The sequence below is a fragment of the Rhodococcus opacus genome (assembly GCF_012396235.1).
In the GTDB taxonomy this organism is placed as follows: Bacteria; Actinomycetota; Actinomycetes; order Mycobacteriales; family Mycobacteriaceae; genus Rhodococcus_F; species Rhodococcus_F opacus.
In genome coordinates this window covers 169,132-194,847 of sequence record NZ_JAAXPA010000006.1, presented here as the reverse complement: position 1 = coordinate 194,847, position 25,716 = coordinate 169,132, and the positions used below count along the sequence as shown (strand labels likewise).

The 25,716-nt window shown below is 67.5% G+C and carries 22 protein-coding genes and 2 pseudogenes; 8 read left to right on the top strand and 16 right to left on the bottom strand.

The features are described from left to right. Positions 1–18: 18 nt before the first annotated feature. The 3 genes from HGB39_RS10230 to HGB39_RS10225 all read right to left on the bottom strand — a co-directional run bounded on the left by HGB39_RS10230 (position 19) and on the right by HGB39_RS10225 (position 4,191). Entirely contained in the window at positions 19–3,291 is a 3,273-nt protein-coding gene (locus tag HGB39_RS10230; RefSeq protein WP_005571291.1) for an arabinosyltransferase domain-containing protein, read from the bottom strand. 111 nt (positions 3,292–3,402) lie between these two features. Next, positions 3,403–3,525 (bottom strand): hypothetical protein, encoded by a 123-nt coding sequence (locus tag HGB39_RS39570; protein WP_257014924.1) that lies wholly within the window; start codon positions 3,523–3,525, stop codon positions 3,403–3,405. Between the two features lie 87 nt (positions 3,526–3,612). Continuing rightward, positions 3,613–4,191 carry a DUF4232 domain-containing protein gene (locus tag HGB39_RS10225; RefSeq protein ID WP_005254020.1) on the bottom strand — a complete coding sequence of 193 codons (579 nt, stop codon included), beginning with the start codon at positions 4,189–4,191 and terminating at the stop codon, positions 3,613–3,615. A gap of 22 nt (positions 4,192–4,213) precedes the next feature. Between HGB39_RS10225 and HGB39_RS39565 the strand changes: the two are divergent. Together HGB39_RS39565 and HGB39_RS10215 are read left to right on the top strand one after the other, a co-directional pair. Further along, positions 4,214–5,155: pseudogene (locus HGB39_RS39565) on the top strand (aldehyde dehydrogenase family protein). A 129-nt stretch (positions 5,156–5,284) separates the two neighbouring features. Beyond that, positions 5,285–6,082: an SDR family NAD(P)-dependent oxidoreductase gene (locus HGB39_RS10215; RefSeq protein WP_005570226.1), complete on the top strand. Its 798-nt coding sequence runs from the start codon at positions 5,285–5,287 to the stop codon at positions 6,080–6,082. Here the strand turns inward: HGB39_RS10215 and HGB39_RS10210 are convergent. The 4 genes and pseudogenes from HGB39_RS10210 to HGB39_RS10195 all read right to left on the bottom strand — a co-directional run bounded on the left by HGB39_RS10210 (position 6,076) and on the right by HGB39_RS10195 (position 10,016). Continuing rightward, positions 6,076–7,458 carry a flavin monoamine oxidase family protein gene (locus HGB39_RS10210; RefSeq protein WP_005570224.1) on the bottom strand — a complete coding sequence of 461 codons (1,383 nt, stop codon included), beginning with the start codon at positions 7,456–7,458 and terminating at the stop codon, positions 6,076–6,078. The two genes, HGB39_RS10215 and HGB39_RS10210, sit on opposite strands and share 7 nt — an antisense overlap. 211 nt (positions 7,459–7,669) lie before the next feature. Continuing rightward, on the bottom strand, positions 7,670–8,332 hold the full coding sequence (locus HGB39_RS10205; protein ID WP_005570222.1) for a methionine ABC transporter permease: 663 nt from the start codon (positions 8,330–8,332) through the stop codon (positions 7,670–7,672). Continuing rightward, positions 8,329–9,349: pseudogene (locus HGB39_RS10200) on the bottom strand (methionine ABC transporter ATP-binding protein). Before HGB39_RS10200 ends, HGB39_RS10205 begins: the two are co-directional and overlap by 4 nt. Continuing rightward, entirely contained in the window at positions 9,246–10,016 is a 771-nt protein-coding gene (locus HGB39_RS10195; protein ID WP_005570217.1) for a MetQ/NlpA family ABC transporter substrate-binding protein, read from the bottom strand. The pseudogene HGB39_RS10200 and the gene HGB39_RS10195 overlap by 104 nt, the downstream one beginning before the upstream one ends. A gap of 198 nt (positions 10,017–10,214) precedes the next feature. On the opposite strand from HGB39_RS10195, the gene HGB39_RS10190 reads away from it, so the two are divergent. Together HGB39_RS10190 and HGB39_RS10185 are read left to right on the top strand one after the other, a co-directional pair. Next, positions 10,215–10,727, top strand: coding sequence for an NAD(P)H-dependent oxidoreductase (locus HGB39_RS10190; protein ID WP_043791671.1), 513 nt, complete (start codon positions 10,215–10,217; stop codon positions 10,725–10,727). After that, complete coding sequence (locus HGB39_RS10185) at positions 10,724–11,224, top strand: flavin reductase family protein (protein ID WP_005252482.1); 501 nt, start codon at positions 10,724–10,726, stop codon at positions 11,222–11,224. The genes HGB39_RS10190 and HGB39_RS10185 overlap by 4 nt, the downstream gene beginning before the upstream one ends. A gap of 10 nt (positions 11,225–11,234) precedes the next feature. On the opposite strand, the gene HGB39_RS10180 is transcribed toward HGB39_RS10185, so the two are convergent. Together HGB39_RS10180 and HGB39_RS10175 are read right to left on the bottom strand one after the other, a co-directional pair. After that, a complete protein-coding gene (locus HGB39_RS10180; RefSeq protein WP_081276475.1) occupies positions 11,235–11,795 on the bottom strand; it encodes a P-loop nucleotide/nucleoside kinase family protein in 561 nt (186 codons plus the stop codon). A gap of 160 nt (positions 11,796–11,955) precedes the next feature. Then, positions 11,956–12,783, bottom strand: a complete 828-nt coding sequence (locus HGB39_RS10175) for an alpha/beta fold hydrolase (RefSeq protein ID WP_005570213.1) — start codon at positions 12,781–12,783, stop codon at positions 11,956–11,958. A 245-nt stretch (positions 12,784–13,028) separates the two neighbouring features. Here HGB39_RS10175 and HGB39_RS10170 point away from each other — a divergent pair, with 245 nt between their 5' ends. Continuing rightward, positions 13,029–13,625, top strand: coding sequence for a C40 family peptidase (locus HGB39_RS10170; RefSeq protein ID WP_043791664.1), 597 nt, complete (start codon positions 13,029–13,031; stop codon positions 13,623–13,625). Positions 13,626–13,695: 70 nt separating this feature from the next. Here HGB39_RS10170 and HGB39_RS10165 read toward each other — a convergent pair whose 3' ends face one another. Together HGB39_RS10165 and HGB39_RS10160 are read right to left on the bottom strand one after the other, a co-directional pair. Next, the gene (locus HGB39_RS10165) at positions 13,696–15,285 is read right to left on the bottom strand and encodes a GMC family oxidoreductase (protein ID WP_005570209.1); all 1,590 of its coding nucleotides are present in this window, start codon (positions 15,283–15,285) and stop codon (positions 13,696–13,698) included. Between the two features lie 48 nt (positions 15,286–15,333). Then, positions 15,334–17,079 (bottom strand): aldehyde dehydrogenase family protein, encoded by a 1,746-nt coding sequence (locus HGB39_RS10160; RefSeq protein WP_005254033.1) that lies wholly within the window; start codon positions 17,077–17,079, stop codon positions 15,334–15,336. Positions 17,080–17,277: 198 nt separating this feature from the next. Between HGB39_RS10160 and HGB39_RS10155 the strand changes: the two genes are divergently transcribed. Then, the gene (locus HGB39_RS10155; RefSeq protein WP_005570208.1) at positions 17,278–18,459 is read left to right on the top strand and encodes a PucR family transcriptional regulator; all 1,182 of its coding nucleotides are present in this window, start codon (positions 17,278–17,280) and stop codon (positions 18,457–18,459) included. Positions 18,460–18,486: 27 nt separating this feature from the next. Here the strand turns inward: HGB39_RS10155 and HGB39_RS10150 are convergent, their stop codons facing one another. Continuing rightward, a complete protein-coding gene (locus HGB39_RS10150; RefSeq protein WP_005570206.1) occupies positions 18,487–19,284 on the bottom strand; it encodes a carbon-nitrogen hydrolase family protein in 798 nt (265 codons plus the stop codon). Between the two features lie 52 nt (positions 19,285–19,336). Between HGB39_RS10150 and HGB39_RS10145 the strand changes: the two genes are divergently transcribed. Next, positions 19,337–19,999, top strand: coding sequence for a GntR family transcriptional regulator (locus HGB39_RS10145; protein ID WP_005254036.1), 663 nt, complete (start codon positions 19,337–19,339; stop codon positions 19,997–19,999). Here the strand turns inward: HGB39_RS10145 and HGB39_RS10140 are convergent. Further along, positions 19,971–21,341 carry an MFS transporter gene (locus HGB39_RS10140; protein ID WP_005570205.1) on the bottom strand — a complete coding sequence of 457 codons (1,371 nt, stop codon included), beginning with the start codon at positions 21,339–21,341 and terminating at the stop codon, positions 19,971–19,973. The genes HGB39_RS10145 and HGB39_RS10140 overlap by 29 nt on opposite strands. Before the next feature lie 200 nt (positions 21,342–21,541). Here HGB39_RS10140 and HGB39_RS10135 point away from each other — a divergent pair, with 200 nt between their 5' ends. Continuing rightward, entirely contained in the window at positions 21,542–22,231 is a 690-nt protein-coding gene (locus tag HGB39_RS10135; RefSeq protein WP_005254038.1) for a DUF2848 domain-containing protein, read from the top strand. Positions 22,232–22,337: 106 nt separating this feature from the next. Here HGB39_RS10135 and HGB39_RS10130 read toward each other — a convergent pair whose 3' ends face one another. From HGB39_RS10130 to HGB39_RS10120, 3 genes are read right to left on the bottom strand one after another with little or no spacing between them, the layout of a single operon-like run. After that, entirely contained in the window at positions 22,338–23,534 is a 1,197-nt protein-coding gene (locus HGB39_RS10130) for an acetyl-CoA C-acetyltransferase (RefSeq protein ID WP_005570204.1), read from the bottom strand. Further along, positions 23,531–24,325, bottom strand: a complete 795-nt coding sequence (locus HGB39_RS10125) for an enoyl-CoA hydratase/isomerase family protein (protein ID WP_005254040.1) — start codon at positions 24,323–24,325, stop codon at positions 23,531–23,533. Before HGB39_RS10125 ends, HGB39_RS10130 begins: the two co-directional genes overlap by 4 nt. After that, positions 24,318–25,712, bottom strand: coding sequence for an MFS transporter (locus HGB39_RS10120; protein WP_005570203.1), 1,395 nt, complete (start codon positions 25,710–25,712; stop codon positions 24,318–24,320). The genes HGB39_RS10125 and HGB39_RS10120 overlap by 8 nt, the downstream gene beginning before the upstream one ends. Between the last annotated feature and the right edge of the window lie 4 nt (positions 25,713–25,716).

Genomic DNA, 25,716 nt, shown 5'->3' with positions numbered 1-25,716 from the left:
GGGGCGCGTCACCGACGCTCAGTAGGCCGTGATGATCGGCGCCGGGTTCCACATGCCCGAACGCTGAATCCGGGTGGTGTCGATCTCCGCGGTCTTCGCGTCGGGGTCGAGCGGGGAGTACTGCTCCACTCCGCCCCAGTCACGGTCCCAGTCGTCCCTCAGGTACGACGGTATGGTGCGGCTCGCCCGGGTCATCTCGATCCAGCCCAGCGGGCCTCCGCCGTACCGGTCCTGCCACAGGCTGGTCATGATCGCGCCGGGACGGTCGGGGAGGATCCGGTATTCGGGCGCCTCCGCGACACCCGTGCGGTGGTCGAACGGTCGCTGGCACGGAAATGCAAGTCCCACAGCCCAGTCGATCATCACGGGCGAGTCGGATCCGATCACGTCGTTCAGTGTCTGCGTCCGGGGAACACGCGGCGGCGTCACCGCCAGCCACTGCTGCGGATCACTGTCCGAATCCGACGCCACGAGTCGGATGACATCCGAATCGTCCGGCAGGGAATCGAGCGGGACGCGCAGATTCCGCCAGGACGGTGCCGGGCCGATATCGATCGGCGTCACGCGTCCCGACACCGCGACCGCGCCGTCCGGTTGTGCGGTGCCGTACTCCACCTCGAGGTTCTGCCCGTAGGTGACGACGCCGTCCGCGTCGACGGAGCGGATGCGGCCCGCTGCGGCGATGGAGACGATGTCACCCGCCCCCGCGTCCGATTCGGGGTTCGGCAACCGGTACCAGCCCGTGGTCAGTGACGCGTCGCCGTCGCTGCCGTCGCTGCCGAGGACGGGCGTGCGGTCGGGGTCGAGGCCGAACGGCAGAGCCACGGCGCTGCCGTTGACACCCACCGCGCCGGCGCCGCCGCCGGTGCCCGCGGCGTTGCTCGACGCCGTCTGCTCGGTGTTGTCGGTCTTGACGGAGTTGGCGACGCCCGCATCCGACGATTCCTCGTCGGCACTGAGGTCGCCGGCGACGCCGTTCGGCGTGAAGCCGACGGTGCCCGTACCCGCGAGAGCGGTCGCGGCGTCACCGGACAGTGGTTGCAGCAGCGACGCGTTCGGATCGGTTTCGAGCAGGACGTCGTTGGCGAGACCGCACGGTGCGCCGGTGACGGCATCGACATTGGAGCGGGCGAGGGAGAACGCGGGGTACTGCGCGACCGCGCCCTTCGCCATCGACAGCACCTCGAACAGCACCATCGCGGCGGCCGCCACCGTCAACGGCGGAATCGCCCACAACCGGCGTCGCCGCACGGATTCGGTCCGGGTGTAGGGCTCGCGGAAGTAGCACCACGCCGCGATCAGCAGCATCACCAGCGTGGCGCCGAGCAGGATGGTGCCCGCACCGAGGCCGGCGATCGACACCGGCTTGTCCCACCACGGGACGCTGTAGCTGGACACGTACCACCACCCGTTGGTGCTGGTGAAGCACATCGCCAGCAGGAACAGCACGGCGGCCGCGAACAGGGCGCGGTTGCGCGGCGAGCGCACCACGGCGGTGCTCACCGCCACGGACGCCAGGACGGCGAGCGACCCCGCGAGGCCGGCGTAGATGCCGAAGTGATGCGTCCACTTGGTGGGCGTGAACATCATCAACCCCATCGCGGCGAGCGTGATGCCGATGAGCCGCCGCGACGGTCCGGCCGCCGTCCCGGGAATCCGGCCGCCCTTGCGGAGCATCACGAAAACCGTCACGGCCAGGCTCAGCACCATCACGAACACGCCGAACCGGCGCGACAGCGAACCGTCGACGGAGATGTTCAGCAGGTACTGGTAGCGGAGGTATTCGTCGAACCAGGGGACGTTGGGGCCGATCGCGTGAACGTGCTGCATCTCCATGACGGCGGCGAGGGTCTGGTCGGCGAACACCGCCACCAGGATCACGGTCCCCGACGCGACGAGCGGAGCCAGCAATGCGATGTATCCGACCGTCTTGGCCCGCGCGATCACGATCTGCAGGATCGGCCGGGCGCCCGCGACCAGGGCGCCGAAACAGATCAACCCGGACGGGCCCGCGGTCAGCGTGGCCGCACCGACCAGAATCGCCACCGCGGCGGGCAGCAGTCGCCGGGTCGCGACGGCACGTTCCACCGAGCACCACGTGAGCAGCACGCCCACCGCGACGATCGGCTCGGGCCGCAGACCGTTGTTGTACGGAAGCCAGAACGCGAGGAACACCAGTCCGCCGGTCCACAGCGCGAGCCGGTTGCCCCGGACCGCGGCGCCGAGTCGCGGTGCGACTTCACGGCTGATCACCAGCCACGCGACGACGCCGGCGAGCAGCGCGGGCAGACGCACGAACGGGCTCGCCGGGGTGATGTTCGCCAGCACCGCGAGGACGTCGTAATACGGAGACCCGAACGGCGCCTCCGGGACGCCGTACCAGCGGAAGTAATTGGCCATGTAGCCCGCCGCCGCGGACGTGCGGGCCATGTTGAACTGATAGCCGTCGTCGGAGGTGGAGGCGCCGATGAAGTGCCACAGCACCAGCGTGCCGATGACGACGGCGTCGACGACCCCGAACGACCACCAGCGGGTGGGAAGGAATCGTCGTGCCCGGCGCCCGTCCACGTTGTCGAGACGGTGCAGCGCCACCAGCGCCAGAATCGTCGCGAGCGCGCCCACCACCATGGCGACGAACTTGAGGGTCGAGGGCGTCGACGAAAAGCGGCTGTCGATCTGGGCCGTCACCTGCAGTCCGTCGGGCGCCGCACCGTCGAGGTCGCTGAAGATGCCCACCATCTGCGGGCGGAGGTCGCCGTCGACGACGGTCGGTGCGTCCTGGCCCGCCGCGACGAAACCGGCGCTGGTCCGCGTGGAATCCGACGACACCACGAGCGCGCAGTCTGCGGGTAGCTGGTCCAGCGGCGACGACAGCAGCACCTTGTTCCGCAACAGCACCTCGACGCCGGCGGGACCGTCCGGGGTCGCGGGATTCACCCTGGCGACCAGTCCATACCTCCCGGCGTCGGCGGCGCCCGCGGGGGCGGTGGAGGTCAGGATCCCGCCGCGGTCGGCGAGTTCACCGACCGCCGAACAGGGGATCTGCACGTCGAGGCTCAGCGGCGCGTAGGTGACGAGCGGTGCCTCGACGCTTCCGGTGCTGCCGTTCTGCGGCCAGGTGAGGGTCGCGCTGTCCTGCTCGACCGGAAGGAACGGGAGCGACAACGTGAGCAGCACTCCGACGACGGAGGCGATGATCGCGAGAAGGCGGGCGGAGCGGACCGACTGATCGAGGCGAGACGACTGGGGCGGGGTCCCGATCGGCGACTCGTCCGAGTCGTCTCTGGACACTTTCGCCGATTCCAGCCTGCTGTCAGTCACGACGTCGGATAGTACCCATCCGCGCCAATTGTTAGCGAAGGCAAGAACAGGCCCGGTCGGAGGGCCGGCCGCCCCGGCGGATCACATGTGGAAGTGCTTCAGGATCCGCGACCGGCGCTCCGCTCGGGTGAGGAGATGGTGGTGGTGCCGCGGACCGCGGCGGTGCCGAACCTCGGAATGCACTTCGCGAATGATCTCGAACATGCCTCCGCCTTCCTCCGACGCGAGCCGATAGCCCGACGGTAGGCCGCGAACAGGGTGAGCCGACTCACCCGGGGCGGGTGAACCAGGTCACCCGATCACGGGCTGTACCGACAGCTGTTTCACGCCGGTCTGCGAACAGCCGGTGGTGGGGTAGGGGAGGAATACCGACCCGGTGTCGTCGGGTGGGTACACCCGGAATCCCGCTACCGGAGTGGGGCCACACGTCTCGGCGGGATAGTTCTGCACCACCGTGGCACGCACCGCTGCGGTGGCCCGTGCGCCCGGGGCGACCGTCACCGGTTTCTCGGTGCCGCCGTCCCGATCGGCCGCGGCACCTACCTGCGGACCGTCCGGGGCGGCGACGTACGAGACCCCCGGGTATCCGTGGAGAACGCAGCTGCGGGTGCCGGTGTTGGTGAAGACGAGCGGGATCTCCTGAGATCCGGCGGCCCCACTCGCCTGTCCGAGCGTCACCTGCAGTTCGCCGATCAGGCAGCGGTCGGGGTGCGGTGCGGTCGTCTCGGTGGGCGCGGATCTCGTGAAGGTGATGTCACGCGAGGGTTCGGCGGTCCCCGTGTCGTCCGTCGAGCCGCACGCCGAGGCGGTGAGCACGGCGGCGATTCCGAGTACGCCGAGAAGGGTGCGTGCCGGTGACTGCGTGCGCATCTGATCGCTCCTCTTCGCCGATGTGCTGCCGTACGTCGATGGTCCGCGATCGGTGCCGTCCCGGTGCGTGGTTCGGGGAGATCTCATTCGCCCTTGCCGGAGGAATCCGGTCGTAGGCTGCGGGGCGCAGGTGGTCGCCGAGGGCACCGCCGACGACGTCGATCGCGCCGCGAAGGCCGCGCGAGCAGCCTTCCCCGCATGGTCCGCGCTCAGCGGCAAGGAACGTGGCGAGTACCTCCAGGAAGCGGCTGCCCTGATCCAGGAGCGCCTCGACGACTTCACCGCCCTGATGTCCCGCGACATGGGCATGCCGCTGGGATTCGCGAAGCCCATCCAGATCGGCATGCCGCTCGCGAACCTCGCTGCGTTCGCCGAACTGGCCGCCACCTCCGACTTCGACGTCCACGAGGTGGGCAACTCCCTGATCGTGCGCGAGCCGGTCGGTGTCGTCGGGGCGATCACCCCGTGGAATTTCCCGCTCCACCGGGTGGTGCTCAAGGTCGGCGGTGCTCTGGCCGCGGGATGCACCGTCGTGCTCGAGCCGACCGAGGTGGCACCGCTCGCCACGTAGGCGCTCACCGACATCTTCGACGAAATCGGTCTGCCGGCAGGCGTGTTCAACCTCGTCAGCGGATTCGGGCCCGTCGTGGGCGAGGCGATCGCCGGACATCCCGAGGTGGTCGCCAAGGAGGAGATCTTCGGCCCCGTCCTGTCGATCATCGGGTACCGGGACGAGGACGACGCGGTGCGGATCGCCAACGCAACGGAGTACGGACTCGCCGCCGGCATCTGGTCCGGGGACCAGGACCGCGCCGACCGCGTCGCGCGACAGTTGCGCGCCGGCCAGGTCGAGGTGAACGGCGGGAGGTTCGACACCAACGCCCCGTTCGGCGGGTACAAGCAGTTCGGCATCGGCCGCGAGGCCGGCGTAGGCGGCTTCGCCGCCCGTGCGCCTTTTTGGTAGTGACTGCTACCAAAAAGGCGCACGGGCGCGGAGCGCAATTGGCCTCACGCTGAACCGAATCGGTGACTCCCGACCGTCGCGGTCCTACCCTCGAACCGAGGGGCGGACAGCGGAGATGAGGAGAACGACATGGATCTCGGTCTGGGCGGCAAGCGGGCCGTCGTCACCGGCGGCAGCCGCGGAATCGGTTTCGCGATCGCGCGCAGCCTCGCGTCGGAGGGGGTCGACGTGGTGCTCGCGGCCAGGGGCGTCGAGGCGCTGGAACTGGCGGCGAAGACGCTGTCGCAGGAGACCGGGCGGCGGGTGATCGGAGTACCCACCGACACCGGCGACGATGATTCGGTGCGCGCCCTCGTGCAGCGGACGGTGGACGAACTCGGCGGCGTCGACATTCTCGTGAACGCCGCGGCCACACCGTGGAGCGCGGGCAAGCCGAGCGACTTCGCGTCCACCACCGACGACGTGGTGCGCGCCGAACTCGAGATCAAGGTGCTCGGCTACCTGCGGACCGCCCGCGCGGTGGCACCGCACCTCGTGGAGCAGGGGTGGGGACGGATCATCAATATCAGCGGGCTCGGTGCACGCCAGGCCAATTCCATCGCGCAGACCGTGCGGAACGTCGGTGTGTCGGCGCTGACGAAGAACCTCGCCGACGAACTGGGACCGCACGGAATCAACGTGACGGTGGTGCATCCGGGGCTGACGCGGACGGAACGGCTCGTCGACCGGCTGGCGGCGCAGTCCGAGGCGGAAGGTGTGCCGGTCGCCGAGTTGGAGTCGCGGCTGGCTACCAACTCGATCCACCGGTTGATCGACGCGAGCGAGGTCGCGGACGTCGTCACGTTCCTGGCGTCACCGCGCAGCGTCGGGATCACCGGCGACGCGGTTGCCGTCGGCGGGGGTGCTCCGGGCGCCGTCTATTACTGAGCGCGGGCGGGTGACAGCGCGCCGTCGTGTTCGGTGACTTCCCGGGCGGCGCGCTCCCCGGACCGGATGGCCCCGTCGACCCAGCCGCACATCACGGACGAACTCTCCGTGCCTGCCCAGTGAATGCGACCGCACGGCTTGCGGAGGGCGTGGCCGAACTGGGTGAGCACTCCCGTCGGCGCATGGCTGAGCATGCCGCCGCCGGAGTACCGCTCGACGCTCCAGTTCTGCTCGATGTAGTCGACGGGGGAGGCAGCTTTGGCTCCGAACCTCGCGGTCAACTCGCCGAGCACCGCTTTCTTCCGTTCCGCTTCCGACAGCGTCCCCAGCGTGCGGGCGATCGGTCCCTCGACGATCACGCACAGAACACCGGGGCGCCCCGTGTCGGTGCTCGCGTCGATGGTGACGGTCGCGGGGGAGTCGGGTGCCGCGGACTGCCCGGACAATCCGTCCGCGCGCCAGAAGGGTTCGTCGTAGACGACGGCGATCTTCATGACCGCGCCGCTCGGCATCCTCTGGTGCAGGAAGGACCGATCCATCGGCAGGAGCGGCTCGTAGAGGATCTGGCTCGCGATCGCGAGGGGGACCGCGACGATGGCCCTCCGGGCCCGCACCGCCATATCCGCGGATCGGACGGTCACGCCGTCGCCGTCCTGCGCGATGTCCCGGACGGGTTGTGACAGATGGAGTGCGTCGCCGATCGCGGCCGCCATCGGACGGTAGACGGCACCCATTCCGCCGACCGGCCGCGCGTCCTCGGCCGCGTCCTTCACACCGAGAACGAAACTCGGACCGCCGCCGGACGCCATCTGGTACAGGACGAACAGCATCGACACCTCGGACGCCGCGGACGTGTAGCAGCCGGCGATGGCGGTCTCGAGAAGGTCGTGGGCCGGCTTGGACAGCGTGTTGTCGCCCAGCCATTTGGCGAGGCTGATCGCGTCCCACTTCGCTGCCTTCTTCGCCTCCCACGGCGCCTCGAGCGGAATCGTCTTGCACATCTCGCCGAGTTCGACGAACACGGCGCCGAGATTCGCGGCCGCCCAGGGACTCATCGTCAGGGGAATCGTCCCCTTGTACCGGTACTGCTTGCCGTCGACGACCATCATCGCCTCGCCGTCGGTGTACTGCTTGTAGCTCTTGACGCCGAATTCGTCCATCAGGGCGTAGATCCGGTCCTGTCCCGGCCCGATCCACGCACCGCCCCGATCGATCCACGAACCGTCCTCGCGGACCATGGTGAACGTCCGCCCGCCGATCCGGTCACGCGCCTCCAGCAGCGCGACCGATTGTCCGGCCTGTTTCAAGCGCAGTGCCGCCGTCAGTCCGGCGAATCCGGCGCCTACGACGCAATAGTCGACTTCGATGTCTGCCATGACACATCCCCTCGCGCTCTGCGCGCGGCCCTCGTGCGGCCGTAGGTAACGGGTGCGCCGCCATTGGTCATGGGGGTGTGAATTCCTCTCTCCGGGAATGACATCGCCGCGCACAGAACATATTCATCCTTACTCGCGGCGAGTATCCCGGTCAAGGGCGTCCCGCCCGTGAGTACTTGTTAACCGCGGGCGGTTAACAAGTACTCACGGGTCAGCGGCGCAGCACCTTTCGCGCCAGCCAGTTGCCGAAGAACTGGGAAGCCTGGACGAGCAGGATGATGACGAGGGTGGCGACAAGGGTCACCTGCCAGTTGAAGCGCTGATACCCGTAGACGATGGCGAAGTCGCCGAGCCCGCCGCCGCCGATCGTCCCCGCCATCGCGGACATGTCGACGATGCCGATGAGGACGAATGTGTAACCGAGGATCAACGGGCCCAGGGCTTCCGGGATCAGCAGGGTGACGATGATCCGCAGGGGTCCCGCGCCCATCGCGCGGGCAGCCTCGATCACGCCGGGGTCGACGGTCACCAGATTCTGTTCCACGATGCGTGCGATGGCGAACGACGACGCGATGATCATCACGAAGATCGCGGCCTCGGTTCCGATGGTCCGGCCTACCACGGCAAGGGTGACGGGCCCCAGTGCGGCGAGCAGGATGATGAACGGAATCGGCCGGACGATGTTCACCAGGATGTTCAGCACCGTGTAGGCCGCCGTGTTCTGGAGAATCCCGCCCTTCCTCGTGGCGTACACCAGTGTTCCCACCACGAGCCCGATCAGCCCGCCGACCACCAGCGTGATCACCACCATGTAGATGGTCGTGCCGATGGATTCGAACAGTACGGGGCGCAGCTTGTCCCAGTTCGTGGTCATGCCTGTACTTCCTCGACGTCGGTGACGGTCCGCAACCGGCGGATCACGTCGTCGATGCCGTCGTCCGGACCGACGAGCTCGAGCGTGAGACTGCCGAACGAGCGGTCCTGCAGGGTGGTGATGCCGCCGTAGACGATCTCGAACCGCACACCGTGCCCGCCCGCGTCGGAGAGAACGTCGCCGATCCGGCTGCCGTCGCGCACGTCGGCGGTGACGATCCGGCCGCCGAAACGCGAGCGCAGCCGTTCCAGGTCGGCGGGCTCCGGGCGGTTGCGCAGGATCGTGCTCACGAAGCTCTTCGACGCCGGCGCCTGTGGTTCCGAGAAGACGTCGAACACCGTGCCGAGCTCCACGACGCGACCCTCCGCCAGGACGGCGACACGATCCGCGACGGCCCGGACGACGTCCATCTCGTGCGTGATCACCACGATCGTGACCCCGAGTTCCCGGTTCACCTTGCGGAGCAGACTTAGTACGTCCCGCGTGGTTTCCGGGTCCAGGGCGCTGGTGGACTCGTCGGCGAGCAGCAGGTTCGGCGACGTCGCGCGCGCGGGCGATCCCGACCCGCTGCTTCTGCCCGCCGGACAACTGGTCGGGGTAGACCCGTGCCTTGTCGGAGAGGCCCACGAACGTGAGCAGTTCGGCGACGCGTTCGCGGCGCTTCTGCCGCGGCCACCCCGTCACGACGAGGGGGTATGCGACATTCCCGGCGACGGTCCGCGAGCGGAACAGGTTGAACTGCTGGAAGATCATCCCGATCTTCGCGCGTACGTGTCGGAGTTTCGATTCCGACAGCGCGGTGATGTCGACGTCGTCGACGACGACGCGCCCACTCGTCGGGCGTTCCAGGCCGTTGATCAGCCGAACCAGCGTGCTCTTCCCGGCGCCCGAGTAGCCGATGACCCCGAAGATCTCACCCCTCTCGATGGTGAGATCCAGGGCGTCGACAGCGGTGAGCGTCTTCTTTCCCGACTGGAAGGTTTTCGTGACGGATTCGAATCGGACGATCGGTGTCATCTACGGCGGGACTCGACGGGTCGTCCTTGTAGAGAGCGGATGTGGGGTCGATGCCCGAACGCTCGAGGAATGTGTTGTTGACGATCGCGCCGTCGACGGATGCGAGCGACAGCGCCGTCTGCGCGGCGTCGACCGGGGTCACCTTCACCTTGGACGCAGTCGTGTCGATGTCGGCGGGCGTGGGGGACGGGTTGTCGCCGGTCAGCGTGAGCGGGCCGGCGCCCTTCAGCACGAACAGGGCACGAGCCTGGTTGCTGGGGTCGTTGGGGATTGCGATCTCGCCGCCCTGCGGAATGTCGGCGAGGCTCCGGTGCTTCTGCGAGTACAGGCCGAGGGGCACGATCTGGGTGGCGCCGATCGGGGTGAGGTCGTCGTCGGCGCCGGTGTTGTACTCGCCGAGGAACTGCAGGTGCTGGAAGAGATTGGCGTCGATCTGCCCCTGTGACAGGGCGATGTTCGGCTGCGAGTAGTCGGAAAAGTTCACGACGTCGAGCGTGATACCCGCGTCCTTCGCCTTGTCCTCGAAGATTTCCCACGAGCGGTCGCTGGCCTCGGTGGTTCCGATCCGGACCGTGTCGCCATCGGCGCCGCCGGATCCACCGGAGCACGCTGTCAGTGCCGCCAGGAGAGGAACGGCGGCAAGGGCGAGAGAACGGCTGAACTTCACGGAAAATCCCCACGATCGATCGAATGGCCACGGAGTGCGGCCACTGGCAAGGTAGCGCCTCCGGGCGCCGCGCGGAATGGTTTGGATCGCCCTGATTCGAAGGACCGTGTCTCGACTTCCGTTCCTGCCCTACAGTATTCGACCGGAACCACCGAGTGCTCTAGGGTGGCGGGAAAGCATGCGAGAGGTGATGAAGCAATGAAGGTAACGGTAGTGGCGGGCAATCCCAAGCCCGGTTCACGGACGCTGGACGCGGCCGGTCTGGTCGCGACCGCGGTGACGGGTGCCGCCGCGGATTTCACGGTCGATGTGATCGAGCTCGGGGCGGGACTGCTCGGGTGGGGGGACGAGAAGGTGGTCGCGGCGGCCGTGGAGACGGTGGCGTCGTCGGATCTCGTCGTGTTCGCCAGCCCGACGTTCAAGGCCTCGTACACGGGCGTGCTGAAGCTGTTCCTCGACCAGTTCGCGACCGGCGACGGCCTGAAGGACGTCGTGGTGGTGCCGCTGATGCTCGGGGCCGGGCCCGCCCACGCCATGGCGCCGGACCTGCTGCTCAAGCCGGTGCTCGTCGAACTCGGCGCGACGGCCCCGGCGCCGGGCCTCTACCTCATCGACACCACTTACACGACCGACACACGTATCGCCGACTACGCCGAGCGGTGGGGTCCGATCCTCACCGCGGCGGCCCGGACCCGGACGGAACTCTCATGACGCAGGCAGACGGCACACTGGACAAGACTTCGCTCCGGGAGGCGTTCGGACATTTCCCGAGCGGTGTCGTCGCCGTCTGCGCCGAAGTCGACGGTGAGCGCGTCGGGATGGCGGCGAGCACGTTCGTGCCCGTGTCGCTGGAGCCGCCGCTGGTCGCGTTCTGCGTGCAGAACACGTCCACCACGTGGCCGAAACTCGCGGGCCTCGCCCACGTCGGGATCAGCGTGCTCGGTGAGGCGCACGACGCGGCCGCCCGCGTGCTGGCCGCGAAGACCGGCGACCGGTTCGCGGGCCTCGACACCGAAACCACCGACGGCGGTGCGCTGTTCATCGACGGAGCGTCGGTGTGGCTGGACACCACCGTCACCCAACAGGTGCCTGCCGGGGATCACGCGATCGTGGTCCTGCGGATCAACGAACTGAGGGTGCAGTCCGAGATCGAGCCGATCGTGTTCCACCGCAGCCGGTTCCGCTGGTTGCGCACCGTCGCGTCCTGACCCGGTCCCGCTACCGCGGGCGCCCCACGGCGCTGACCACGGCCAAGGCTTCGTCGATGCACGCGGTCGCGTCCCGGCCTGCCGTGTCCAGGACGTGCACGGAAGAATCGACGGGCTGGTATTCGCGTCGGACGACGTCCGACCAAGTGGGAACCCGCAGACCTGCCACATCGACGACGCGGGTCTCGACGCGACGCCGGTGTTCCTGCTCGTCCGAGCAGACGACCTCGATCTCGGCGAGTGACGCATCGAGGTCGCGCGCGACTGTCCGCCACGCATCTCTGGTCACGTCGATCGGATTGACCGAGTCGGCGACAACGGAGACGTTGCCGCGCAGGATGTCGCGGGCCACGGCGTATCCCACCCGGTAGCCGGCCTCTGCGACCGACGGTGCTGCAAGAGACGAGTCGAGAATGGCCTGTTCGATGCTGTCGATGCGCACGTGTGCTGCACCGAGTGATTGCGCCAGCCCCCGTGCGATCGTCGACTTTCCCGATCCCGGCAGTCCGGCAAGGACGACGAGAACTGGACTTCGCCGCGCAGAACTGCGGCGGGGTTCGCGCGGGGTCATGGAGCGAGGTTACGGCCGACGCGGAGGCTTGTGGCACCACGCGTCGAAATCTGCGTACTCGCAGTTCCCATGGCGGCCGAGCGCTTCATCGACCCGGCTGGTCCGACCGGTGGCTTCGTCGCCCGTGCGTGGTTAGCGAGTCTCTGGACTCGTCAACCACTCACGGGCTGCGGAGTGCCCGGCGGACGGTGTCGGCGAACGAGGTGGGGTCGTGGATCAGCCAGCCGTGACCGCCCGGCACGGTGAGGACGGTCGGATTGCGGAGTGCCTTCCGCATCGACTCGAAGCTGGCGAGCGGAATAGTCCGGTCCCCGCGACCCCAGACGAGGGAGACCGGTAGGCCCCGGTCGGCGAGGACGCCGAGTTCGTGGCGCAGGTCCGCCTGTCTGGCCAGGTGCGCGGTGCGCCAGACCGCACGCGGATCCCGCAGCGTGTTGGGCAGGAACCCGTTGACGAGCGACGCCGTCGTGTGCGCGATGGTCCGGATCGACAGCGCCTCACCCAGCGCCGAAGCGCCCCAGTCCCACAGCGGCCTCTCGCCGATGGGCCGGATTCCCCAACCGTCGGACGACCAGGCGCCACCGCCGACGGAGTTGACGAGCACCAGGCGCGCGACCCGCTCCGGAAGGTCGTGGGCGGCCTGAATGGCGACGCCCCCGCCGAAGGAGTGGCCGACCAGTGTCACCGGTTCGCTGATTCCCGCCTCGTCGAGGAACCGTCCCAGCCAGGCCGCGTAACCCGCGAAGGTGCGGGCCTCGGGCGGATGGTCGGGAGTTCCGCCGAAGCCGGGGAGCGTCGGAGTGACGACGCGATGCCCCTGCTGGGCGAGCATCGACAGGCTGCGGCCGTACACCCGCGGGGTGAGCCCCCATCCGTGCAGGAAGACGACGGGTGAGCCGCGCCCTACGACAGTGAGGGTCGCGGCGTCCGCATCTGCGGGTTCCCCGAAGATCTCGGGTTCTGAATTCTGGATCAGTGACACGCCCAACAGCGTGGACGACGCGCATGCCTTCGGTAACGGGCCGAATTGCCTGAAGGCATACCTGTTTCTGAAGTTTCGTGACTGACCGGTCGGTTCGAGATCTGATCGTTATATACCTGGATTGCGAAAATAGGTATGTGTATGGGCCATTCGGCCGTTGTCCGCTGAGTCCGTGACCGGGATGTTATCTAACGTCTCGTCCGAGCGGCGCTGATGTCGCCGGAACCTCATGAATTGAAGGACTCAGCTCAATGGCCAAGCATAGATTGCGTCGGGGCAATCGTCTGCAGTTTTCGACCGGCGGTCTTCTGATCGCCGCCGGTGTGGGAGTGGGAGCATTTCTGCTTCCCGTTGCTCCCGCTGCAGCGGAGCCGATCACGATCCCAGGGATTGGGACGTTCGAGGTACCAGGCGTGCCGCCGGTGCCGCCGGCTCCGGCTCCGGCTCCGGCTCCGAACCCTGGGCCTCTCCCGGGACCGTTGCCTGCCCCGCCGGCGTTGCCGTCCACCCACGGCGCGCAGGCTCTCGCGGCCGCCGAATCGAAGATCGGATCGCCGTACGTCTGGGGCGCAACGGGGCCGAACGCCTTCGATTGCTCGGGTCTGGTGCAGTGGGCGTACAAGCAGGCGGGCATCTCCGTGCCTCGCACCACCTACGACCAGGTGAACGGTGGATCGCCCGTCGACAAGGGCAGCCTGCAGCCGGGTGATCTCGTCCTGTTCAACGGGGCGAACCACGTCGGGCTCTACGCCGGGAACGGCACGGTCGTCCACGCGCCCACCGCCGGGCAGCCGGTGAAGGAGGCGCCCCTCGATTCGATGCCGTTCTACGCGGCGCGCCGGTACTAGGCGGCTCCGCCGCCCGTGCGCCTTTCTGGTTGCCAGCGCTACCAAAAAGGCGCACGGGGCGCGAAGCGCCCTACGAGTTGCGGATCAGATCCGACGCCCGCTCACCGATGAGGACGGAGGGTGCGTGGGTGTGCCCGCGGATGATGGCCGGCATGATCGACGCGTCGGCGACGCGCAGTTTGTCGACCCCTCGCACCCGCAGGTCGGGCGTGACGACGCTGGCGTCGTCGTTGCCCATGCGGCACGTCCCAACCGGGTGGTAGAGCGTGTGGGCGTTCTCCTGCAGTGCCCGGGCGAGAATCTCGTCGAGTGGCGTGCTCGGCGTGACGGCCGGGCGAATCATGTTGCCGAGCCGCGACTTCAGCGCCGGAGCCGATGCGAGGGTGTCGCACAGGCGCAGTCCTTCGAGCATCGCCCGCCGGTCGACTCCGCCGCTGTCGCTGAGGTAGCGGGGATCGATGATCGGCTTGGCGAGGGGATCGGCCGACCGCAGCGAGATCTCGCCTCGACTCTCGGGTTTCACGAGGATGGTGCCGATCACCGCGGCGTGACCGGTTGCCGGGATGAGGCCCTCGTCGAAGAACGGCGCGGGCCCGAAGATCATCTCGAGGTCGGGCAGTGCCAGATCGTCCCGACTGCGCGTGAAGCCGTACGCCTCGGCCACGTTCGACGTGAGCATGCCCCGGCGACGGGTCAGGTAGTTGAGCAGCTCGGGGATCTTCTCGGCGGCGAACAGCGAGTCCGAGTCGACGCTGTAGCCGAGGAACGACACCAGATGGTCGAGCAGATTCTTCCCGACCTCCGGCAGGTGCTGCTGCACCGCGATTCCGTGCTCGCGCAACTGTGCCTCGTCGCCGATGCCCGACAGCATGAGGAGTTGCGGGGAGTTGATCGCCCCGCCGGCGAGGATCACTTCCTTTGCGGCGCGGATGGTGCGTCGCACCCCGTCCTTCTCGTACTCGACGCCGACGGCCGCGGAGCCCTCGAACAGAACCCTGGTGGCCTGGGCGCCGGTGAGGACGGTCAGATTCTTCCGTTTCAGCGCCGGTCGGAGGTAGGCGTCGGCGGTACTCCACCGAGCACCCCGCTTCTGCGTCACCATGGTCTGTGAGAAACCGTCGGGTCGAGTGGCGTTCGCCCGCTCGACGGGATAGCCGGTCTCCTCGGCCGCCGCCAGGAACGACCCGGTGAGAGCGCGCGGGCTCCGCTGCTGCGAGACGACGATCGGTCCGCCGGTTCCGCTGTCGGCGTCCGACGCGTCCTGCACGTTCTCGATGCGGCGGAAGTACTTGACCACTTCCTTGAACGACCAGGAGTCGTCGGTGAGTTCGGCCCACTCGTCGTAGTCGGCGGCGAATCCGCGCACCCACATCATCGCGTTCATCGACGACGAGCCGCCGAGCATCTTGCCGCGCGGCCAGTAGATACTCCGCCCACCGAGCCCGGGTTGCGGCTCGGTCAGGTAGTCCCAATCCATCTCGCTGCGAAACAGTTTCGAGAACGCGGCGGGGATGTGCGCGAACTTGTCCTTGTCCTCACCACCGGCCTCGAGGACCGCGACCTCGCTGCCGGAGTCGGCGCTGAGCCGGTCGGCCAGCACGGCACCTGCCGAACCCGACCCCACGATCACGTAGTCGGCCACAGACAGTTCCTGATTCATCGTTCATCTCCACTTCGACGGGGGTGAGGGATAGAGGACACGCAGCCCTCATCCACGCAGCGCGGACGCGAAGATCGCCGGCAGCCGGGTCCATGAGGGTGCACCGGCAAATCCTGTCAGCAATCGGCCTGTCGTGGCCGCGGTTCGGTTGGTGACGAACCACGGGGGTTTGGGCGAGATGGACATCTCACGGTTCAGGATCGACCGCGGCGACGGACGGAACGGGCCTCGGACGACGGTGCGCTCCGGCCGGTCGATGAGCAGGGCGTTGTGCACCACGCCGATGCCGCTCTGGACGTCGTTGAGGGTGTGGCCGGGGAAGGCTCCCCAGGTCGCGGTGGCGGTGAGGTACCCGACGCCGGTCCACGCGTTCACGGCGATGGTTCCGTAGCGGAGGCTCTCGAGCAGTGAGTCGAACTCCGCGCCCAGCTCGCGGATGGTCTGCGGGGCGGCGACGATGTTGACCCCGAGGGTGCCGATGAAGTCCTCGTTCACGAGGTCCGCGGCGTGTGCCGCGAACTCGGCGCCGCCGTGGGGAAGGTCGATCACGCCGAGCACCGGGGCGAAGTACTCGGTCTGCAGGAGCGGGGCATATGCGCCGGGCTCGAGATCGGTGACCAGGACGCGTCCGCCGTTCTCGCCCAGGCGTGCGGCGGTGGGGAACGACGCTTTGGCGCCGGCGACCCGGGAGTCGCTGCCGGGGTAGTACGCGGCGCGGTCCGGTGCCGTGTCGAGGGCCTCCTTCAGGGCTGCGACGAACTCGTCGCGCTGCTTCCACTCGGACGACACGACCACCGCCTGCGCCGCGACACAGTTGTAGCCGCCGTTGTGGAGTCGTTGCGTCGCAATGTGTTCGGCCTGGAACTTGATGTCGGCGCGGCTCCATTCACCGGGCAGCACGATGGTGGGGGACACACCGCCGAGTTCACTGGAGATGGCCTTGCCGAGGATCGGCTCGTTCGCAGCCTTGCGCCGCGCGCCCTCCTCGCCGGTCCCGAACACGATCGCGTCGTGGGTGAGCGCGCTGCCCGTCATGTGCACGTGGTCGACGAGGTCGTGGTGCACCAGATACGTCCCGACCTCCGCGCCGCCGGTCAGCAACCGGACCGCGCCGATCGAGATGAGCGGTTCCAGGACACGTGTCAGCACGGGCAGCAGGCGGTCGGTGATGGGGTTGAGCTTGAGCGCGACGACGCGGTTGTGCGCGATCAGTTCGTACAGGGTGTCGAGCGGGGCGATCGAGGTGATGTTGCCGGCGCCCAGGACGACGCCGATGCCCTGTGTCCGCGACGGGTCACGCTGGGCGAGGCCGGCGTCGCGCTGTGCCGTCGCACGATCGATTCCCGGCTGCAACCACACGTCCGCGCTGAATCCGCTGAGCAGCAGCTTGTCGAAGATGTTCAGGGGCAGCGCCTTGACCGTGGTGCGGCCGCCGGGGGCCGTGCCGAATGTGGCACCGTCCAGCGGGCTGGTTCCGGCCTCGAGTTTCGCCAGGCTCGCGGACAGCGCCGCGGTGCCGGTGGCCAGCGGGTACGGTCCGGACATCCATTCCTCGCCGACCAGCGGCGACTTCGGGTCCAGGCCCTTGATCGCGACCGCGGCGTCCACCCAGTCGGCGGCGTGCTGCACGGTGAGGTCGTGCACCGTGTCGAGAAGTTTCCTGCGATCGGCGAGGGAGAGGTCGGCCCAGGTCTTCTCGCCCTCGGCGAGGTCGGCGAGGGCCGCGTCGACGTCCGGATGTGGGGAAGTCGCGCCGGGGGTGTTGGAGGTGGCCTCGGGTTCTGAAGTGCTCACTGTGGACAGCTCCGCTCGGGTCGAGTGCATGAAGGACCGCGCCGCAGAAAGGACAAACTACTGTGGCGTAGATTACTGATTCTCGTCCCAGTTCCGGGCGCCGCGCCATAGGCAGCGGCTGTCAATGTGAACATCCGGGCTATGCCGTCGCACAAAAAGGGTATGGCGCGGACCACGCCCGGTGGATAGTCTTGCCGGATGACTGTCAGCTCGGATGTCGCGCCGTCGCCCACCGATCTTCTGGGATCGATGCTGGAGTCCGTGGACCAGTTGTCCGAGGAACTCGTCTCGCGCATCCTGTCGGCCGAGCACGGCTACGTGGAGGCGACCCTCCTCACCCCCGAGCAGTTGTACGCGGCGTGCGTCGACAATCTGACGGCGATGCTGGGCAACCTCGCGGGTAGCGCTCCGGTACGGCTCGAGGCGGCGCGTGCGGCCGGACAGTTGAAGGCCGAACAGGGTGTGCCGCTCGCGGCATTGCTCCACGCGTTCCGGCTCGGCGGCCGCCTGATCTGGGACGAACTGATGGACCGCTCGGAGGGTCGCGCCACCAACGCCCTGCTCGACATGGCCGCCCAGGTGTGGGCGCTCGTGGACGTCTACTCGGACAGCGCCGCGGAGGCATACCGGGAGACCGCCGACCTGCGCGCCCGTGAGGACGCCGAGTCGCGCGGTCGGCTGATCAGAACGCTGTTCGGTGACCACACCGCCAACCCGGCCGGCGCCGCCGACGCGCTCCGCACGTTCCGGATTCCGGAGAACAGCACCTTCCTCGTCGTGTCCGTGGAAGCGGCGGCGTCCCCGTCCGCCGCGGACGTCGTCCAGTCGGACCTTCGCGGTGTGGGTGTCGACTCGGTGTGGGACACGGAGGTCGACGGCCGGATCGGACTGCTGTGGGCGGCCACCGCCGAGGTGCTCGAATCCGCGCTGGACCTCCTCGGCCGCACCGGTCACGGATGGATCGGGGTCAGCTCGGTGTTCGGACGTCCCGGCGGGACGGGACGGGCCGTCGAGCAGGCACGGATCGCCCGTCGCTGCGCCGGACACGGCGGATGCACCGTCACCCGCTACGAGTCGGTGCCGGTGTCGCTGCTGCTGGTCAGCGTGCCCGACGCCGGCAAGCTCGCATCGAACCAGATCCTCGGACCGGTGCTGGCCCTACCCGCCGAGGAACAGGAGAGTCTGCTCGCCACCCTCGACGCGTGGTTCTCCTGTCGCGGCTCCACCACCGCGGCGGCCACCCAGCTGCACTACCACCGCAACACCGTCCTGTACCGGCTACGCAGGATCCACACCCTCACGGGACGCGATTTCTCCGATCCCATCGACGCCGCCGAACTGTACGTCGGTCTGCGGGCGCATCAGCTGCTCGGACGGTAACCGCGCCGATCGCGCGACCCGGGTGTATCAGAACTGCCGATTGGCGAGGACCGGCAATGCCTTTCGCACCTGCGCGACGACGTCCGTGTCGATGTCCACCGTGAGCATCCCCGGGCCCGAGTCGAGTTGGCCCAGAACAGCTCCCGTGGGTGATACGACGATGCTGTGCCCGACGCCGAGCGGCGTCGTGCCGTGGACTTCCTCGCCGGATGCTGCCGGGTCGGCCTGATCGCAGGCAGCGATGAACGTCGTGGAGTCGAGGGCGCGTGCCCGGGCGAGGAGTGTCCACTGGTCGACCTTGCCGGGGCCGCTGCCCCAGGACGCGGCGACCACGGTCAGGTCCGCACCGCGATCGGCGAGCGTTTGGAAGAGCCCGGGAAAGCGGATGTCGTAACAGGTGGCGATGCCGACTCCGACGCCGTCGACGGTCACGACGAGCGGCTCGGTTCCCGGTGCGACCGTGTCGGATTCTGCGAACCCGAAGGCGTCGTAAAGATGAATCTTGTCGTAGTGCGTGTCGACGCCGCCGCCGGTGACGAGCAGTGTGTTGCGGACCCTGCCGTCGTCGGAGGGGGTGAACATACCGGCGACCACGGTGACGCCGGCTCGGGCGGCGCACTCGCGGACGGCGTCGGCCCACGGCCCGTCGAGCGGTTGCGCGACGTGGGTGAGCGGTCCGCCGAACCGTTGCATGGCGGCCTCGGGAAACACCACCAGACGCGATCCCGCGTCCATGGCGGCCGCCACCTGCTTGTCGATCACTGCCAGGTTGGCCTCGGGGTCCATCGAACTGGTGATCTGGGCGAGGCTGATGCGTAGCGTCACTATATTGCTCCTAGCTGCTGGTGATGTGGTGTATACATGTTGTATGCAAGAAATGGGTGGGACCGAGGGTCCAGCTGTCGAGTTGTCGGGTCGAGAGAAGGCCTATCTGTACGTCAGGGATCAGGTGCTGACGTCGCCGGCGGCAACCGGTTCCTTTCTCAACGAGCAGGAACTCGCGACGCGGGTCGGCGTGTCCCGCACTCCCGTTCGTGAGGCGCTGCTCATGCTTCAGGCGGAGGGCCTCGTCGAAATGGTGCCCAAGCGCGGGGCGCACGTCCCCGCGATGTCGGGCCGGCAGATCGCGGAACTGATGGAGTTGCGCGGTGTCCTCGAACGTCACGCCGCCAGCCGCGCCCTGGAGGAGGGGCGGGTACCCCTCGAAGTGATGCGTTCGGCGCTGGCGGAGCAGGAAGCGTTCGCGACCGATCCGAGCGCAGAAGCGGCCCGTGCCTTCATCGACTGGGATGGCCGTTTCCATCAGTTCCTCATCGATGCGGCCGGGAGCGAGTTGCTGTCGCGCACCTACTCCGGACTCCGGGCGCGCCAGCTCCGTGTCGGTCTGACGGCGCTCTTCAGTGCGTCCGATCGGCAACATCGGGTGTGCGCCGAGCACCAGGCCATCATCGACGCGCTCGAAGCCGGCGACGAGAGCCTGGTGCACGAGAAGATCAACACTCATCTCGAGGTTACGCTTCAGATTCTCTTGCGTGCCTAGCGTTCTCGCTGGCCAGTAGTGCGTAGTGCTCGTCCTCGGTCGGGTCGGGGTTGCGCCCCAGCGCGAGACCGATCAGGGTCAGCACTCCGACGATCAGCACGTAGACGGCGATCGGCACCCAGCTGTCGGTCCTGCTCAGTAGGTAGGTGAAGATCAGCGGTGCCATCGCACCGCCGAACACGCCGGCAATCGTGTAGGCGAGTGAACTGCCGGTCGAGCGCAAGGCGACCGTGAACTGTTCGGTGACGAACGCCGCCTGGGGTCCGTACATGAACGAGTGGAACGCGAGCCCGACGACCACCCCGACGATGAGCAGCGGGAATGAGCCGCCACCGATGACGAGGAAGAAGAGGGCGCTCCAAACGACACCGCCGACAGCGGCGACGGCATAGACCAGGCGGCGGTTGATGCGATCCGAAAGTGCCCCGGCAAGGGGGATCAGGCCCAGCTGGAATGCCGAGCCGACCAGGATTGCGGTGAGTACTTCGCCACGCTCGAAGCCGAGTTCACGGGTGCCGTACGTGATCGCGAAGACCGTGAAGAGTGCGTAGATCACGTCCGGGGCGATACGCGACAGGATCGCGGCGACGAGTGGCCGGGTCTGCTTTGTGAGTACGTCGCGGATGGGGGCTTCGGCGCGGTCGCCGGACTCCTGCAGGGCCTTGAAGACAGGGGTGTCTTCGAGCTTCAGGCGAATCCACAGGCCGAAGCCGACGAGTAGCGCGGACAGAAGGAAGGCGAGACGCCATCCCCAGGACTCGAATTGGGCCTCGGTCATGGAGATGGTGAGGAGGGCGAGCGCTCCGTTGGCCATCAGGTTGCCTGCGGGAGGTCCTATTTGAGCTGCGGATGACCAGAAGCCGCGTTGGCGTGGGTTGCCGTATTCGCTCGACAGGAGGACGGCGCCGCCCCACTCTCCGCCGACCGCCACGCCCTGCGCGAACCGCAGGATCACGAGAATGGCGGGTGCCGCGATACCGATACGGTCGTAGCCGGGAAGCAGGCCGATCGCGAAGGTCGTCACACCGATCAGGAGCAGGGTGATCACCAGCAGTTGTTTGCGTCCGATGACGTCGCCGAGGCGTCCGAAGACGAACCCTCCGATCGGCCGCGCCACGTAGCCGACGGCGTAGGTGGAGAACGCGAGCAAGGTTCCCGTGAGGGGGTCGCTGTCCGGGAAGAATATCTGCGGAAAGATCAGGGCGGCCGCCGCCGAGTAGACCGCGAAGTCGTACCACTCCAATGCGGTACCCGTGAGACTGGCGGCGAAAGCTTTCGCCAGTCCCTTCCTGTCTACGGGTGCCGACCTGCCGGCATCGACGGAGGTGGACTCTCCGATCATGACAACTCCTTGTGGGTTGAATTCTGGTCCCGCACGGCCCGGTTCTTCTGTGGTTCAGCTCACCGCTGCCGTTGTACTAGACATATACTTGCTGTATACAAGACGTATGCGCAAGCCCTCGGCGCAGAAAAACCAAGAAAGTAACAAAACGCCCTGATCTCGAGAGGGAACCGGGGCCAGAACTTCAGGAGACTCTCCAAATGTCGCAGCTCACGTTCACCCTGCCGGACGGCACCGTCGACACCGTTGAGGTCACCACCCTCCTCAACGCCGGTTATGCCGGACGCAACCAGGAAGAGGTTGCGTCGCACATCGCCGAACTTGCAGAACTGGGCGTACCGGCGCCTACGACCATCCCTGCGATGTACCCCATCTCGCCCTACCTTGCGCAGCAGACCACCGAGGTCTTCGTCCAGCACGACCGGACCTCCGGAGAGGCCGAGTGGGCCCTGGTGATCACCGAGGACGACGTACTGCTGACCGTCGCCTGCGACCACACTGACCGCGACCTCGAGGTACACAGCGTGGCGTGGAGCAAGAACGCCGCACCCGACGTTCTCGGGTCCCGCGCCTGGCGGTTGTCGGATATCGCCGACCGCCTCGACGACATCACCCTGTCGGCATGGGTCGGCGAAGGCGACGGCGAACCGTCCACCCTGATCCAGACCGGGACGCTCGCCGACCTGCTCGCACCGAAGTACTGGCTCGACGTCCTTCGCGAGAGGGGACTGCACACGCCGGGCACCGTTCTCGTGTCGGGGACGATCTCGATGCGGCACGGCGTGAACCAGTTCGCCGACTCCTGGAAGGTCGCTCTGCGTGATCCGTCCACCGGTGACGAAATCAGCTGCAGCTACCGAACAGTCCGGATGCCGCAGCCGATCGGCTGATCGAGGGGCGAGTTCGCCGAGACCCGGCGCGCATCGTCGATCCGGGGCGAGACCGTGAAGCTGTCCCCGGTATGCGCGCCGAGTTCAGGACGACGAGCGCGAATGCTCACGCGGATTCGAAGACGGCGGCGATGCCCTGCCCGCCGCCGATGCACATCGTTTCCAGTCCGTAGCGTCCGCCGCGACGCTTCAGTTCGTGGAGCAGTGTTGTCATGATCCGGGAACCGGTGGCGCCGACGGGGTGGCCGAGGGAGATTCCGGAGCCGTTGACGTTGACCTTCGACTCGTCTTCGTACCCGAAGCCCTGCAGCACGGCGAGGACCTGAACTGCGAAGGCCTCGTTGACTTCGACGAGGTCCATGTCGCCGAATCCCAGTCCGAGTTTTCGGAACAGCTTCCGCACCGCCGGGACCGGGCCGATTCCCATTTCGGCGGGTTCGCATCCGACGGCTGCCCACCCGTGCAGGAAGCCGAGAGGTTCGAGATCGAGCCGGCCCAGCTGATCCTCGGCGACCACGAGACACGCCGCGGCGGCATCGTTCTGCTGGCAGGCGTTGCCTGCCGTGACGGTGCCGTTCGGCATGACGGTGCGCAGCGTCGCGAGCTTCTCGACGCTCGAGTCGGCCCGGATTCCCTCGTCTCGGTCGAAGATCACGGGCTCGGCTCTGCGCTGCGGAACCTTGATCGGCACGACCTCGTCCGTGAAGCGTCCCTCGTGCCACGCGGCGGCGGCACGGTGATGACTCTGAGCGGCGAAGGCGTCGGCGGACTCGCGGGAGATGCCGTATCCGGTCGCGAGGTTCTCCACCGTCTCGATCATCCCGGAGATGTAGCCGAATCGTTCGACGGGCTGAGACCGTTCCCGGCCGCGGTCGAGGCGGTCGTGCAGTTTCACCGTTCCCTGACGGGAACCCCAGCGCATGTCGGTGGTGTAGAACTCGACGTTGCTCATGCATTCGACGCCGCCGGCCATCACCACGTCTGCGGCGCCGCTCTGCACCATCATGGCCGCGGTGGCGATCGACTGCAGGCCGCCACCACATCGGCGGTCCAGCTGCATTCCGGCGACGTCGACGGGGAAGCCCGCCTGTAGCGCGATCCAGCGTCCGACGCACGGTGTCTCACTGTTCGCATACGACTGCGCGAACACCATGTCCTCGATCAGTGCGGGGTCTATGCCGCTGCGCTCGACCACGGCTGTGGCCACCGCGGCACCGAGATCCTCCACGGTGACGTTCTTCAGGGCACCGCCGAAGGCGCCGATGGCGGTCCGGGACGGGGCGACGATCGCGGCTCTTCTCATGAGTGCTCCTGAATTCGAAAATCGGGGGTCGTCTTGGCGAAGAAGGCACGCACCCCTTCGCGGCATTCGGGGGAACTGAACACACGGTCGCTCGCGGTCAGGGATTTCTGCACGAGCTGATCCTCGTCCAGGTCGCCGGCCGCATTGATCACCGATTTGCACAGCTCCAGAGCGAAAGCGGGTCGACGGGTGAGGATCCCGGCCCAGCGCCGCGCCTCGGCAAGTGCGGTGCCCCGGGGAACCACAGCGTCGACCAGACCCCAGTCGAGTGCGGTCGGGGCATCGATCGGGTCACCGAAGAACATCATCCGCTTGGCACGGCCGATCCCGATCCGCCGTGTGGTGCGGAACGTTCCGCCGCTGCTCGGGAAGACCCCGAGCTTGATCTCCGGTAGCGCCAGCGAGACGTGTTCCTCGGCGATCAACAGGTCGCAGCAGCAGGCGATTTCGAGTCCGCCGCCGAGGGTGAGACCGCCCAGGGCCGCCACCGTGGGCTTCGGGAAGTGTGCGAGGAACTGGAAGATCTCATTCTGCCGTCGCAGCTTCTTCTCCACCACCTGGCCCGGTTCCATCATCTCGTGGAACTCGGAGATGTCTGATCCGGCGCAGAACGCCCGGCTTCCGGCACCGGTCACGACGACGGCGCGCACCGTGTCGTCGATCGCGAGGGCGTCGAGGCGGTCGCCGAGCTGCCGTGTCAATTCCAGGGTCACGACGTTGAGCGGTGGATTGTCGAGGGTCAGTATCGCGACACCGTTCTCGATCGTGAGATGCACGTGCACGTCAGGCATGGCGGACTCCGTTCCGATCCGGAGTCAACTCGACTCGGGTGATCTTGCCCATGATGAACAGGAAGCTGCAGACCGCCAGTGCCGCACTGACACCGACGAAGATCAGCGCTCCGTCGTACGAGCCGGTGGTGTCGACGATGTAGCCGATGGCGATCGGGGTGGTGATACCCGCGGCATTCGCGAATGTGTTGAACAGGCCGCCCGACAGTCCGGCCGCCTCCTTGGGGGAGGTGTCCGAGACGATGGTCCAGCCCAGGCTGCCGAGTCCCTTGCCGAAGAACGCCAGCACCATGAAGAGGATGACGGCGGTCTGCGAAGTGGTGAAGTTGCACAGGACGATGACGGTCGACAGCGTGAGACCGGTGATGATCGGAATCTTGCGGGCCCATGTGAGGGACACGCCCCGGGTGAGCAGGCGGTCCGACAGGACTCCGCCGAGGATCCCGCCCAGGAAGCCGAAGATCGCGGGGATGGACGCGGCGAGTCCGGCGTCGAGCAGGGGCATGCCGAGTTCCTCGATGAGGTAGATCGGGAACCAGGTGAGAAAGAAGTACACGATGGTGGTGATGAAGAATTGGCCGGCATACAGCCCGAGCATCATCCGGCTGCCGAGGAGCTGACGAATCGCTTCCCAGGTGTTGATTTTCGGGGCGTCCGGTGCCGAACTCGCCTCCTCGATGTCGACCAGCGCACCGCCGTCGGCGATGTACTCGATTTCGGCGTCGTTGGCCATTCTGTGCTTGCGTGGCTGGTCGTAGAACTTCAGCCACACTGCGCTCAGCGCCATGCCGATGGCGCCCATGACGAGGTACGCGGAGTGCCATCCGTGCGCGTGCGTGAGCCACGCCATGAACGGGGTGAACACCACCGCCGCCGCGTACTGAGACGAATTGAAGATGGCGGACGCGGTGGCCCGTTCGGACGACGGGAACCAGGTGGCTACCACGCGGCCATTAGACGGGTAGGCGGGCCCCTCCGCGATGCCGACACCGATGCGCAGGGCGAACAGCGCGGCGACCGCGGCGCCGAGCCCCATGAGCGGGACGAAGCCCTGCAGCAGGGTGAAGAGTGACCAGACGAAGATGCTGATGGCATACATCCGCTTGGCGCCGAAGCGGTCGACGAGCCGTCCGCCGGGGATCTGCGCCAGCATGTACGCCCACGCGAACGCGGAGAACAGGTAGCCGAGGGTGATGGCGCTGATACCGAGATCGGCCTTGATCTCGGTGCCGGTGATCGACAGGATCGCACGGTCGGCGTTGTTGAGTGTCGACACGATGAAGAGCAGTGCGACGATCAGGAAGCGGATTCTGGTGCGGCCGGGTGGGGGTGCGTCGGTGTGGCGCGTGCGGCTCGCCGAACTGGGGTGGGTCTCCGAGAGGGGCATGGTG

Excerpts from the sequence above, each read along its gene's own strand:
- HGB39_RS39570 (WP_257014924.1), bottom strand. The coding sequence starts at position 3,525 with ATGTTCGAGATCATTCGCGAAGTGCATTCCGAGGTTCGGCACCGCCGC.
- HGB39_RS10225 (WP_005254020.1), bottom strand. The coding sequence starts at position 4,191 with ATGCGCACGCAGTCACCGGCACGCACCCTTCTCGGCGTACTCGGAATC.
- HGB39_RS10215 (WP_005570226.1), top strand. The coding sequence starts at position 5,285 with ATGGATCTCGGTCTGGGCGGCAAGCGGGCCGTCGTCACCGGCGGCAGC.
- HGB39_RS10210 (WP_005570224.1), bottom strand. The coding sequence starts at position 7,458 with ATGGCAGACATCGAAGTCGACTATTGCGTCGTAGGCGCCGGATTCGCC.
- HGB39_RS10205 (WP_005570222.1), bottom strand. The coding sequence starts at position 8,332 with ATGACCACGAACTGGGACAAGCTGCGCCCCGTACTGTTCGAATCCATC.
- HGB39_RS10190 (WP_043791671.1), top strand. The coding sequence starts at position 10,215 with ATGAAGGTAACGGTAGTGGCGGGCAATCCCAAGCCCGGTTCACGGACG.
- HGB39_RS10185 (WP_005252482.1), top strand. The coding sequence starts at position 10,724 with ATGACGCAGGCAGACGGCACACTGGACAAGACTTCGCTCCGGGAGGCG.
- HGB39_RS10180 (WP_081276475.1), bottom strand. The coding sequence starts at position 11,795 with ATGACCCCGCGCGAACCCCGCCGCAGTTCTGCGCGGCGAAGTCCAGTT.
- HGB39_RS10170 (WP_043791664.1), top strand. The coding sequence starts at position 13,029 with ATGGCCAAGCATAGATTGCGTCGGGGCAATCGTCTGCAGTTTTCGACC.
- HGB39_RS10165 (WP_005570209.1), bottom strand. The coding sequence starts at position 15,285 with ATGAATCAGGAACTGTCTGTGGCCGACTACGTGATCGTGGGGTCGGGT.
- HGB39_RS10155 (WP_005570208.1), top strand. The coding sequence starts at position 17,278 with ATGACTGTCAGCTCGGATGTCGCGCCGTCGCCCACCGATCTTCTGGGA.
- HGB39_RS10145 (WP_005254036.1), top strand. The coding sequence starts at position 19,337 with ATGGGTGGGACCGAGGGTCCAGCTGTCGAGTTGTCGGGTCGAGAGAAG.
- HGB39_RS10140 (WP_005570205.1), bottom strand. The coding sequence starts at position 21,341 with ATGATCGGAGAGTCCACCTCCGTCGATGCCGGCAGGTCGGCACCCGTA.
- HGB39_RS10135 (WP_005254038.1), top strand. The coding sequence starts at position 21,542 with ATGTCGCAGCTCACGTTCACCCTGCCGGACGGCACCGTCGACACCGTT.
- HGB39_RS10130 (WP_005570204.1), bottom strand. The coding sequence starts at position 23,534 with ATGAGAAGAGCCGCGATCGTCGCCCCGTCCCGGACCGCCATCGGCGCC.
- HGB39_RS10125 (WP_005254040.1), bottom strand. The coding sequence starts at position 24,325 with ATGCCTGACGTGCACGTGCATCTCACGATCGAGAACGGTGTCGCGATA.
- HGB39_RS10120 (WP_005570203.1), bottom strand. The coding sequence starts at position 25,712 with ATGCCCCTCTCGGAGACCCACCCCAGTTCGGCGAGCCGCACGCGCCAC.